We start from the raw sequence: 11,729 nt of genomic DNA, 5'->3' as shown, positions 1-11,729 counted from the left end.
AAAATGATGCATATGATATGATTTCACTCACATTGAAACCTCTAGTTTTTAAGAAAACTTAAGGCTTGATATTTTCTAAACTCAAGTAAAAACGTCTTGTTTTTCAATGATTAAGACCGACACATGGAACACATGTACATAATTAAGTTCAGAAAATCACGATGTATCTCGCCTATATGAAATATCAAATCTTAACAAATTAACCTTAATCAACGAGCCAATATGTCCAAATTTAAAACCTATACTTTTTATGTCGACGGAATGACCTGTATCAGCTGTAGTAAAACTCTTGAGAACTACTTAAAAGAAAAACTCGAGGGCAGATTCAAAGGGTTCCATGTAGATGTCACCACACCTGATCCTAAAAGGGCAATAATTACTCTAGAGGAAGATCAAGAACATGATGACCCATATGAAGTATGGACCGAAGTAAAAGGCTATATCGATGAACTATTTAGTTGTAGAGAATTTGGATATCGACCAATAAATGAAGAACCCAGCGAAGAGGCTCAAGTAAAAAATCAGCAACCCAATAATTTGGAGAAAGCCAAAAGCTTTTTTACATCGCATTGGTTTCTTGGTGGGGTTGGGTGTGTATCAGGGCTTGTCGTGCTCATCATTTGCCTCGCAACGAGTGGGCTTCCATTAGCAGTGATGGGTTCACTTGCTGTTTTTAGTACTTTATTAACTTTAATCTTAGGCGCAAATTCCTATTACGACGCCTGGATCAAACTAACCAAGGCTAAAACGTTAACTATGGATAGCTTATTTGCGCTCAGTACCGCCTCCATATTAGTCGTATCCTTTGCCTCGCTATTTGTCCCCTGGCTTCCCATGATGTTTGAAGCCGGTTTGCTTATTTATGGTTTTAGACATATAGGAATTGCCATAGAAGAAACCATTAAAGAAAAAATTGGTACAGCAAAATTCCAGGACAGAGCCCCAAAATCAGTGAGAAAAAAAGCTAATCAAGATTTTGATGAAATTAAAATAGATAAGATCAATGTAAATGATGTAATTATTGTATATCCGGGTGAAATTATTCCTCTTGATGGCATTTGCGAGGATGAAAGCCTTATTTACAAGACAATTGACACAGGAGCAATCCTACCACAATATTTTCCTCCGCATACTGAAGTACTCGCCGGCATGCGCCTAGCCGACAATGAAAAACCGTTAGCAATACGTGTTACGAAAATACAAAGCGAATCGTACTTGGCTCGACTCGACAAAGCAATAGAAATATCCGCATTGGAAAAAGCACCTATTGAAATAAAAACAGGGCAATTACTCACGTATTTTATCCCAGCCGTAATTGCACTGGCAGCGGCTTCTGGCGTAATTATTGGAGTTTTTTTTCCTGCAGCCGTGGCAATTCAATGTGCTGTGTCTGTTTTAGTAAGTGCATGTCCTTGTACTTTAGGGTTGATTACGCCTCTAGCAGTAAAAACTGGGATGCATAAAGCAGCAGAGCATGGGGTACAATTTAAAAGTGCCAAAATACTACAGCAAGCAGAACAAATAGACACCGTAATTTTTGATTTGAATGGTACCCTGACTACTGGAGTCCCTAGTGTAAGAGAACTGTATTTGTTTGAAGAAAGTAACCTTTCAGAAATAGAATTTCTTTCCTATTGTGCTGCCCTTGAAAAGGAATCAAGTCATCCTATAGGGAAGGCCATTTATTCTTTTGCAAATCAAGTCGAGATTAAAAACGTTGAAGCAAATTTGTTGGATCATACTCATCATTCTGGAATTTCTGGGATGATAAAAAATAAAGACTATGTCATTGGCAGCATGACTGTAATGAAGGAAAAAGGAATTGAAATCCCACTCAATTTCAAGCACCCCAACTTACAAGCAGGTGATCAAATAGTCTATGTAGCACGTAATAAAGTGGCAATAGGATTTCTGGTCATAACAGATCCCCTGCGGGATGATGCGTACTGCACTATTAGAGCATTAAAAGCAATAGGAAAAAAAATCTGTTTATGCACTGGAGCAGATGAAGAAACGGCTCATCGTTATGCTCAAGCACTGGGCATTGAAACAGTTTACGCCAACTGTGTTGCAAGCTCTCTTAAAAGAAACGAAAATCATCTATCAAAAACATCCCATATTAAAGCCCTAAGACGCAAAGGTCATAAGGTAGCCATGATAGGAGATGCTGGGAATGATACTCCTGCAATTACAGCCAGCGACTTAGGTATCGCGGTGGTTTCCGATGGTAGTGATATCTTAACCCAACAAGCAGCCGGTATTGTAATTCATAATGGAGCATTATTATCTATCGCCTCGGCTTTTGCTGTCTCCAAACAAACCGTGTCCAATATAAATCAAAATCTGGTGATGAGCCTGATTTACAATCTTGGATCAATCCTGGTTTCAGGAGGATTATTGGTTGCTATAGGATTAACTCTTAATCCTGTCGTCGGTGTTGCATTAATGATCTTCCAAGCGTGCATGATTTTAATGAATGTTTATCGCTTTAAACAACAACCACTGGAACATTTACAACAAGAGAAAAAACAATATCAGGAAGCAAGTTCTCCGAGAGAGTCCTCTCATGCAAAAATGAACAAATACAAATCTGAAAATTCAAAAGACTGTCTTTGTGACCAAGAGCCAACCCATGTTAAACCTGCAAATGCGCCAGCCCCCTCCTTTTGGAGTTATTGCATGCCTAATGGGTCTTCAACTAAAGAAGAGGAGGAAGAGCTTCTTTTACTTAGGAATATTAAGAATGAATCTATTATGAATAGTGCAAACTGTTCCTTTAAGTACTAAATCAGAGTCCAGATTTACCCACGTGAGAATCGCTCACGAGAATATTGCCATCCTAAACGCAGAGAGGGGACTCAGTAACTGTTTTGACATTAGAATAAAAATACAATGTTCAAAGCAGGAGCTCCCTCGTCGTAAATTCCTTTGGCATAGGCGTTAAGTTTTGCCGCGCGGCATGCAGACAACAAGAAAGTCAGCTCAATTAGTCTGTTGATTTATATCCATCTAAAATAATTGATAGCTTCTCCATCACCTCATCGACAGGAATCAGTTGCATGGGTTCGTCACCATGCACATGCAGCCCCCAAACATCTTCGATGCGTTTACTACCTAAAATTTTTTCTGCCGCTTCAGGATAATGATTCACAACCAAATGTTGAAAAAGATAAGGCCCCGAAATAAGGGGGTTAGTCACCGCATGTAATGCAATAACTGGAGTATTTACAGCAGTAGCCATATGTGAAGGCCCTGTATCAGGACAAAGAACAACTGTTGCTTTACTGATAAGCGCCAATAATTGCTTGGGTTTCGTTTTGCCAACGAGATTAATTGCAGGAATAACTTGGGTAATTTGGTCCGCCAAGTGCTTATCAAAATCAATTGGCCCACCTGTTATGATCACCTGTACATTCCATTTTTCCCTAGCCCTTCGCAACACGTCAATATAACGAGCCACAGGCCAACTTCGTTCCGGTTTACTTGCAGCGGGATTAACCACCAAAATCGGACCTTGCTTTGGTAAATGTTGTTCTGCCCATTCATAATCTGCAGAAGTAATAGGTAAATCCCAGCGAATAACCCGCTCCTTTATTCCTAAAGATTGAGCAAACTTCAAGAACCCATCTAAGGTGTGCTCTAAACCTGGTGTTATTCGTTCATTTACAAATAAGCCATGAGCATCATTCGCTCGATGCTCATCATAGCCAATTTTTCGTTTCGCTTTGATAAAAGGATAGAGTAAATTCGTCCTTAGACTCGCTTGCGGGGCTAATAATACATCAAAGGTACGTCCTTTCATTTGCTTTTTAAAGCGCCAATAATCTGCAATATTGTTCGGTTTATCAATTAAAATAAATTCTACTCCATCCATCCCCTCTACCAAATCAAAAGCAGGTTTGGAAATAATCCAAGTCAACTTTGCTTGCGGTAGATTCGCTTGCAAGGTTCTAATGAGTGGCACCGCCATTAGAACATCGCCTAGTGCAGATAATCGTACAATACAAATGGATTTAATCATTCTGTAAAACAAACCGGGAACCACAATAAGGGCAAACCTCTACGCCAGTTTTTTCAATTGGCAAATAAACCTTTGGATGAGCGTTCCATAATATCATATCTTTTGTCGGACAGCTCAGAGGTAATTCATTACGATGCACTACGTAATTTTTTTTCGTACTTGCTGGTTCTTTTTTAGCTTTTAACATAATGTTCCTTTAACTCTTATTTGGTAAGATTATCTAATATTTCCCCGATTTTCGCTATAATCTCATCGCGAAAAGCCTCATTTTGTGGATCATAAAAAAAAGCATCTCCCCAATGCCTAAGCCAAGTTAATTGGCGTTTCGCTAATTGCCGGGTAGCAGCAATACCTTTATCACGCATGATGGAGTAATCGTAATCGCCTTGAAGAAATTCAAGAGCTTGTCGATACCCTACACAACGCATTGCAGGTAAATTCATGGTTAAATGCCATTTTTGCTTTAACTGCTTTACTTCCTCAATAAAGCCTTCGGCTAACATATGATCAAAGCGTTGTGCAATACGTTCATGCAGCCACGCCCTTTGCTCTGGAAAGAGAATAAAATTTACAAAATGATGTTCTGGCTTTTCCTTATCCTGCTCAAGAAAAGCAGATAAGGTTTTACCTGTCACATAATATACTTCCAGTGCACGTTGAATTCGTTGTGCATCATGCGCATGGATTCGTGCAGCAGATTCAGAATCAATGCCTACTAACTTCTGATGGAGAACAGGCCAACCATATAAAGCGGCTTCATCTTCCAATTGCTGGCGTATAACCGGATTAGCTTCGGGTAAAGTTGATAGGCCCTTTTGTAATGCATTAAAATACATCATAGTCCCCCCTACAAGTAAAGGGATTTTGCCTCGCTTGTCAATCTCATCACATAAAGCTAAAGCATCAGCACAAAATTGAGCAGCAGAATAAGACTCAATGGGATCTTTAATATCAATTAAATGATGTGGTGCAATTCGTAACTCTTGGGGTGTGGGTTTGGCTGTTCCGATATTCATATCCCGATAGATCATTGCAGAATCGACACTAATAAGTTCAAAAGGATATCGTGTAACTAATTCACAAGCTAAAGCCGTTTTGCCGGAGGCAGTCGGTCCCATCAAACAAAAAACTAATTTACCCATTCATTATCTCAATAAAAAGCAAGCGGTGGTCATATTATTAAATATGAGGAATCTCCTTACCCACTCCAGGGAGAGGGTGAGTGTTCTTTATCGTGTCATGCCCCTAATCATACCTACATCCTCCCTAACGGACTCCTTCTCTCTTATGGGCGGCTTTGTTGAAAACAATCGTATGTCATTCCCGCGACGGCGGGAATCCCTCCATAAAATAGGCACAATGCGATTTCTTTAATTTAATTACGCCTCAAACTATGCATCTACAATTTTTTTACAATCTTCATTTGTTAATACTTTAAATAATCCTGACCGCTGATTGTTCTCTCTATAAATATTCAGCAACAGTTCATTTAATTCCATTTTTTCCTCAACACTTAAAAGTCTGGGATCAAATATTTGCGCTCGATTCATCAAATCAAGCAATACATTCTGATTAATTACATCACAAGCAGCAACAGAGTCCAAGAATAACCGTAAATCTAAATAGGGCATACAAAGTGGTATGCTACGAATGAGTACTTCATTAGCTCCCGTCCACTCAAGATTTATACCTAACGGCTTGAGGCCCTCTACTAACTCCATAGTTCTACTTTGGTGCTTTTTCGGAAAAGAATAACGAATTGGTACTAATAAAGGTCTACTTGCGAAAGGGAAGCACAACTGAGGTATTTGTTCCTGCATTCGACACTGGTACAAAGTCACAATATCAACAACATAAGGTAGTTGATTTATGAATACTAAAATGTATCTGCTATTTAAAATGACCCAAGATAACTCTGTTTCAAAATTATAAATGCTTTTACTTGGCGTCGCCAATTTGGGATAAGGTTCATAAATCATTTGAGTTTGATTTTGATGCTGCTGTTCGCTTAAAACATATGACACTTCTTCACTTGTTTCTTTTTTAGACTTCAATGCCGCTGTCAATTGTGAGGTAAAAAAATCAAACACTAAACGTGGCTGCTGAAAGCGGACTTCGTGCTTGGTGGGATGCACATTTACATCGACCTCTTCATGATTGATCATTAGATACAATACGCATGCAGGAAAGCGACCAGGATATAATAAACCATCATACGCTTGCTTTAGCGCCTGGTGAATTAGCTTGTCTTTTACCATCCGCTGATTAATATAAACCCACAATCGATCATTCTGACTGCGCTGAAAATTAGAGTTACTTATCCAGCCGCAGAGTTTCATGGCCCCATGTTCCACATCAAGATAAATTGATTCTTTAACAAAAGCACTGCCAAATATACGGCTTATGCGTGTTAAACGGGTTTGTTCATTGGTTGCAGCTGGAAGCGCTAAAACCTGTTTTCCATTATGTTTTAGCGTAAGCGCAATGCCTGGAGCACTTAAAGCAAAGCGTTTTACCGTGGTTTCTATCGCTTGAAACTCCACTTTTTCGCTTTTTAAAAATCGTTTTCGTACAGGTGCATTAAAGAATAGATCAACAACATCCACCGTAGTTCCTACACTACGAGCACAGGGAGTAATAGATCGCTCGACACCATGTATTCGTAGCATTGCTGCTGCCTCTTGGTGTTCAGGTCTTGAACTGATTGTGACTTTTGCTATAGAGGCAATACTGGCTAATGCTTCACCACGAAATCCCATACTATCAATTGAATATAAGTCATCAAGGGTGCTGATTTTGCTGGTCGCATGTGCAGCAATTGCCAATGGCAAATCTTCTGCCACAATACCCATTCCATTATCGCTGATCTTGATTTGATTGAGACCACCATAGCCTATTTCGATGGTAATCGCATCTGCGCCTGCATCAAAAGAATTTTCCAGTAACTCTTTTACTACTGACGCAGGTCGCTCTATTACTTCTCCCGCAGCAATTTGATTTGCTATGAGCGGCGGTAATTGTTGAATTCTTATGCCCATGCTGGAGGAATCACCAGTTTTTGCCCCGGCTTAAGTCGAGTGATTCCACGCAAATGATTCGTAGATTGTAGGGCTGCCACTGAAACATGATAACGCGCAGCAATAGCAGGTAAGGTTTCTCCAGCGCGAACCAAATGGACATTATTCGTCGTCATGGCTTCAATGCGTGATCCGTGAGGAGGATTTTCCCAGAAATATCCTTTAATGCCCTGAAAAATTGCCTGGCTCAAACGAGTTTGATACGCTGGATTAGTTAAATTACGTTCCTCAATAGGATTTGAAATAAATCCTGTTTCTACTAGAATCGAAGGAATATCCGCAGATTTCAAAACGACAAACCCCGCCTGCTCCACTTTATTATTATGTAAATTAGTGAAATTACCGAGCTGATTTAAGACACGCCCTCCCATTTGCAAACCGGAATTAATCGTTGCAGTTTGTGATAAATCAATGAGAACGGAACGCACTACACCATTTCGGTCATCCAAATCTCCTAGATTCACCCCTCCTAATTCTGAATAGTTCTCCTTTTCTGCAAGCCAACGTGCTGCTTCACTGGTAGCACCTCGTTGCGATAAAGCAAATACCGAGGCGCCATTTGAGTGAGGATTATTAAATGCGTCCGCATGAATCGCAACAAATACATCGCCATTATATTTTCTGGCAATGTCCAGACGTTGGCGCAGACCCACATAATAATCTCCAGAACGGGTTAGCACAGCGCGCATACCTGGTTGCCTATCTATTAATTGTTTGAGTTTCAAAGTAATTGCTAATACGACGTCCTTTTCTCGACTGTTGCGTGGGCCTCTAGCTCCTGGATCCTTACCTCCATGTCCTGCATCCAAAACAACAATAACATCACGCAGTTTAGAAGGCCTAGCACTTACCTTAATTGGCTGTCGGTTTGCTAAAATAGGTCGTGTTAGCTGCTTTGTTTCAATTTTTACAGGTAATTTTGCCTGTTGTATTTTCTGTGTTGTGTATGTTTTCGCTGCTACAGACAATCCTTTTTGAGGAGCGCTTGCAGCAATTGGCGCAACAAGATGACCACTATGTAATAAATCAACGCGTACGCCTCCAAACGCGCCATTGGGTTTCCATGGAGAAGATCTTAGTTGTACTTTTTGATTAACTTCAAAAACAAGCCTCAAGGTTCTAGGCTCAGAATGCCCGCTACGAACTTGTCTGACTAATCCATTGATTAAACCCAATTGGTTTAAATCTACAGCCAATTGGGTCTCTTTTAAGTCCAATACAACTCGCTCAGGATTATTTAACGAGAATACTTTGTGGGTGAATGGACCATTAATTGTTAGAAAAAGTGAAGTTTGATTTCCTTGTTGTTTTAAAACAATTGATTTCAGTTGGGCACCAAATGTTGTTACTGAGCAGAGAAACAGTACCACAAAAAACCATAAGCGAAATATCATATTTCACCTGCAAGACGCGCTAAAATTCTTTTCCCAGCTGTGCTCAATGCCATAATTTGCATTTCACGTCCAGCCCCCTTAATAGCTAACTTAAAACGAATATCGACTTGTGGCAATGCTCCTCCTGCATTTTCAGCCCATTCAATACAACAAATACTCTCTTGGGTAAAATAATCTCGAAATCCAAGATATTCCAACTCTTCCTCATGATGTATGCGATACAGATCAAAATGATGTATGGTTAGATGATTACATAGATAACTTTCTACTAGAGAAAAAGTTGGGCTTTTAATTGTAGATTGAACGCCCATATGTCTCAACATAGCGCGAATGATAGTTGTTTTTCCTGCCCCAAGATCACCACTAAAAGTCATGATTAGAGAAGGACAAAGACAAGAAGCCAGTTGAGAGGCAAAATGTTCACTCGCCGTTTCATCAGGTAAATCCAGTGTTATAACGGCATCTAATTTATTATTTGTCATCATTCAGGATAATTCAATACATGAGGTAAAACATCAAATAAATCACTGGCCAATAAACCAGCCCCCCCTAATTTTTTTGCTACTCGATCTCCCGCAACCGCATGGGCCCACACACCGCATTGTGCGGCTTCAGATAAAGAATATCCTTGAGCACAAAGACCAGCAATAATACCGCTTAATACATCGCCCATACCAGCACTCGCCATGGCCGGATTACCTCGAGGACAAACAGAGGTATCTTTGTCTGCTGTTTGAATCACAGTACCAGCCCCTTTTAATACAACGACCCCGCCATATTGTTTCTGGATGTTTGCCGCTGCCTGGTATCTATCCTTCTGAATCAAATCAGTAGAGCAAGAAAGTAAGCAAGCCGCTTCGCCTGGATGTGGTGTTAAAATCCAATTATCATCCAGTTGTGGGTTCTCAGCTAACAATCTTAACGCCGATGCATCAATTACCATAGGCAATTGTGATGTAATTGCAGTTAAAAAAAGGTTAGTAGCCCACTCACTTTCCCCTAGACCTGGACCAATAATGCAGACTGTGGCCTGAGCCAAGAGTGGTTTTAAATCTTGGGCAGTTTCAACACCACATACCATAGCTTCGGGGATTAATGATAAAGCACCCTTGGCATGTTCCGGCCACGTTGCAACTGTTACTGCACCAGCACCAGTTCGCATTACTGCTTTTGCAGCCAGACTAATAGCTCCAGGCATTCCAGGCCCTCCACCAATTACTAAAACATGGCCATAATTTCCCTTATGCGAATTCTTTTTACGTTTAGCAATGGGTAAAGGTAAGGTATCCCAACTTAAAAGGCGAGCAGCTGGAATCAATTGAGACACACACGAATCAAGTTGTAAAGAGCAACTATGAATTTCACCACAATAATCCGGCCCATCGGCAGTATACATGCCTTTTTTTTGAGCAATAAAGGTTAAAGTCGTGTTGGCTTTAACACAAAAGTTTTCTATCTTTCCTGTATCTGCATTAAGGCCTGAGGGTATATCCAAAGACACAACAGGTAGACCACTTGCATTGATCTGATTAATTGCTGATGCAATAACCCCATGCACAGGCCCAGTCAAACCAATCCCTAAAAGAGCGTCAACAATTAATTCGACTTCGCTGTCTAATGGTTCATCTGCAGCTTGACACTCAACTCCTGCATTTATAGCCATTAACGCCGCATGTTGCGCGGCAAAAGGTAGATCAATCACTGCCTTACATTGATAAATCGTGACTAATAAACCCTGTTCATGCGCTAATCTGGCAACAACATATCCATCGCCAGCATTGTTTCCAGCACCGCAATAGATAGCAATATGTCGCACATTCGGATAAAGCTTTGCTATATGAAAAAATGCCTCTGCACCTGCGCGGGACATGAGTGTATTTTCATCTAATTGATATAAAGAGGTAGCTTGTTGCTCGCACGCTCTAATTTGCTCACAACGATAAAGGGCATTTGCTGGCATGATCATCTTGTGCTCCAAATCTACTATTTCGAACACGTTCTTAGTAGTCTAGTGTAGTATCGTAGTCTTGATGAAGCACAGCGAAACCCGGGGATTTGCTGGATGTAAATAAAACCGCTTTACCTAGGTTTCGCTACACTTCACCCAGGCTAAAAAGCCCAGGCTACGTCCATTTACTTAACTAATTTTAATGAAGGTTTACTTTTAGAAACAGTTGAGCCATCCGATTCAGCGCCAGAAGTCCCAGAAGATGCTGGAGGCGGTTCTTCTTCATCTTCAACAGCAAAAGCAATGCCTCTACCATTTTCTTTAGCGTAGATTTCTAATACTGCTCCTGGTGGAACAAAAATTTGTTCTGTTTTTCCTGAAAAACGTGCAGTAAAGATGATTCGATCGTTTTCTAATAAAAGACCGCGAGTTGCTGCTGGAGAAATATTTAACACGATACGATCATGATTCACATGCTCTCTTGGAACCTGGACTCCCGTATATTCAGCATTAACCATGATATAAGGGGTTAATTCGTTATCTACTATCCAATCGTAGGCAGCGCGAATTAGATAGGGTTTGTTTGATGTCATTGTCATATAATTATGCCGCTCTTAGTTGTCGCTCCGCGTCAGTCAAACTTGTTTGAAACGATTCACGTTTGAACAAGCGCTGCATGTAAGCAATTATTCCTTTAAATTCCGGTGCAATTTCAATTCCCAATCGAGGCAAACGCCACAATAAAGGTGCCAATGCACAATCCAACAAAGAAAACTCATCACTCAAAAAATAAGATTTATCTGCAAATACAGGGTCAAGAGCAGTTAAACTTTCAAATAAATTTGCTCTGGCCTGATCCGCATTATCATCTCTTAAAATTCGGTTCATTAAATAATACCAATCATGTTCTATCCTGTGCATCATTTTTCTTGTTTCAGCACGAGCTACAGGATAAACAGGCAATAATGGTGGATGAGGAAATCGCTCATCTAAATATTCCATGATAATACGTGGCTCATAAAGCACAAGTTCTCTATCAATTAAAGTAGGAACCGTTCCATATGGATTAACTGATAACAGATCAGCGCTGGGTTCAGCCTGCTTAGCAGCAAGAATTTCTACATTTACCCCTTTTTCAGCCAACACAATTCGAACCTGATGGCTGTAAACATCGTCTGTATCAGAAAATAAAGACATTATAGTGCGCTTTGCAACAATTGCCATGAGCAACTCCTATTTAATTCAACCTATAACAAAGGTAAGTACACACACACAAAAACGCGCATTTT

General features: G+C 40.2%; 10 protein-coding genes. 1 reads left to right on the top strand and 9 read right to left on the bottom strand.

Features of this window, described 5'->3' with window-relative positions:
• The first annotated feature begins 222 nt into the window (after positions 1–222).
• Positions 223–2,787: a heavy metal translocating P-type ATPase gene (locus ELY20_RS14915; RefSeq protein WP_110143579.1), complete on the top strand. Its 2,565-nt coding sequence runs from the start codon at positions 223–225 to the stop codon at positions 2,785–2,787.
• Positions 2,788–2,986: 199 nt separating this feature from the next.
• Here ELY20_RS14915 and ELY20_RS14910 read toward each other — a convergent pair whose 3' ends face one another.
• The 9 genes from ELY20_RS14910 to sspA form a co-directional block, all read right to left on the bottom strand.
• Positions 2,987–4,021 (bottom strand): glycosyltransferase family 9 protein, encoded by a 1,035-nt coding sequence (locus ELY20_RS14910; RefSeq protein WP_110143580.1) that lies wholly within the window; start codon positions 4,019–4,021, stop codon positions 2,987–2,989.
• On the bottom strand, positions 4,014–4,208 hold the full coding sequence (locus ELY20_RS14905; protein ID WP_058468769.1) for a zinc-finger domain-containing protein: 195 nt from the start codon (positions 4,206–4,208) through the stop codon (positions 4,014–4,016). Before ELY20_RS14905 ends, ELY20_RS14910 begins: the two co-directional genes overlap by 8 nt.
• A 16-nt stretch (positions 4,209–4,224) precedes the next feature.
• Complete coding sequence (gene miaA, locus ELY20_RS14900) at positions 4,225–5,163, bottom strand: tRNA (adenosine(37)-N6)-dimethylallyltransferase MiaA (RefSeq protein ID WP_110143581.1); 939 nt, start codon at positions 5,161–5,163, stop codon at positions 4,225–4,227.
• A gap of 249 nt (positions 5,164–5,412) precedes the next feature.
• On the bottom strand, positions 5,413–7,059 hold the full coding sequence (gene mutL / locus ELY20_RS14895) for a DNA mismatch repair endonuclease MutL (protein WP_110143582.1): 1,647 nt from the start codon (positions 7,057–7,059) through the stop codon (positions 5,413–5,415).
• A complete protein-coding gene (locus tag ELY20_RS14890; protein WP_110143583.1) occupies positions 7,050–8,492 on the bottom strand; it encodes an N-acetylmuramoyl-L-alanine amidase family protein in 1,443 nt (480 codons plus the stop codon). The genes mutL and ELY20_RS14890 overlap by 10 nt, the downstream gene beginning before the upstream one ends.
• A complete protein-coding gene (tsaE, locus tag ELY20_RS14885) occupies positions 8,489–8,974 on the bottom strand; it encodes a tRNA (adenosine(37)-N6)-threonylcarbamoyltransferase complex ATPase subunit type 1 TsaE (protein WP_407656345.1) in 486 nt (161 codons plus the stop codon). Before tsaE ends, ELY20_RS14890 begins: the two co-directional genes overlap by 4 nt.
• Positions 8,974–10,452 carry an NAD(P)H-hydrate dehydratase gene (locus ELY20_RS14880; protein ID WP_110143612.1) on the bottom strand — a complete coding sequence of 493 codons (1,479 nt, stop codon included), beginning with the start codon at positions 10,450–10,452 and terminating at the stop codon, positions 8,974–8,976. The genes tsaE and ELY20_RS14880 overlap by 1 nt, the downstream gene beginning before the upstream one ends.
• A 173-nt stretch (positions 10,453–10,625) precedes the next feature.
• Positions 10,626–11,039 carry a ClpXP protease specificity-enhancing factor gene (locus ELY20_RS14875; RefSeq protein ID WP_110143585.1) on the bottom strand — a complete coding sequence of 138 codons (414 nt, stop codon included), beginning with the start codon at positions 11,037–11,039 and terminating at the stop codon, positions 10,626–10,628.
• A gap of 4 nt (positions 11,040–11,043) precedes the next feature.
• Complete coding sequence (gene sspA, locus ELY20_RS14870; protein ID WP_058468774.1) at positions 11,044–11,664, bottom strand: stringent starvation protein SspA; 621 nt, start codon at positions 11,662–11,664, stop codon at positions 11,044–11,046.
• Positions 11,665–11,729: the final 65 nt, after the last annotated feature.

It is taken from the genome of Legionella qingyii (assembly GCF_003990155.1).
GTDB lineage: Bacteria > Pseudomonadota > Gammaproteobacteria > Legionellales > Legionellaceae > Legionella > Legionella qingyii.
The sequence above is the reverse complement of the archived record's forward strand: the minus strand, read 5'-3'. Positions and strand labels throughout refer to the sequence as shown.

Excerpts from the sequence above, each read along its gene's own strand:
- ELY20_RS14915 (WP_110143579.1), top strand. The coding sequence starts at position 223 with ATGTCCAAATTTAAAACCTATACTTTTTATGTCGACGGAATGACCTGT.
- ELY20_RS14910 (WP_110143580.1), bottom strand. The coding sequence starts at position 4,021 with ATGATTAAATCCATTTGTATTGTACGATTATCTGCACTAGGCGATGTT.
- ELY20_RS14905 (WP_058468769.1), bottom strand. The coding sequence starts at position 4,208 with ATGTTAAAAGCTAAAAAAGAACCAGCAAGTACGAAAAAAAATTACGTA.
- miaA (WP_110143581.1), bottom strand. The coding sequence starts at position 5,163 with ATGGGTAAATTAGTTTTTTGTTTGATGGGACCGACTGCCTCCGGCAAA.
- mutL (WP_110143582.1), bottom strand. The coding sequence starts at position 7,059 with ATGGGCATAAGAATTCAACAATTACCGCCGCTCATAGCAAATCAAATT.
- ELY20_RS14890 (WP_110143583.1), bottom strand. The coding sequence starts at position 8,492 with ATGATATTTCGCTTATGGTTTTTTGTGGTACTGTTTCTCTGCTCAGTA.
- tsaE (WP_407656345.1), bottom strand. The coding sequence starts at position 8,974 with ATGACAAATAATAAATTAGATGCCGTTATAACACTGGATTTACCTGAT.
- ELY20_RS14880 (WP_110143612.1), bottom strand. The coding sequence starts at position 10,452 with ATGCCAGCAAATGCCCTTTATCGTTGTGAGCAAATTAGAGCGTGCGAG.
- ELY20_RS14875 (WP_110143585.1), bottom strand. The coding sequence starts at position 11,039 with ATGACAATGACATCAAACAAACCCTATCTAATTCGCGCTGCCTACGAT.
- sspA (WP_058468774.1), bottom strand. The coding sequence starts at position 11,664 with ATGGCAATTGTTGCAAAGCGCACTATAATGTCTTTATTTTCTGATACA.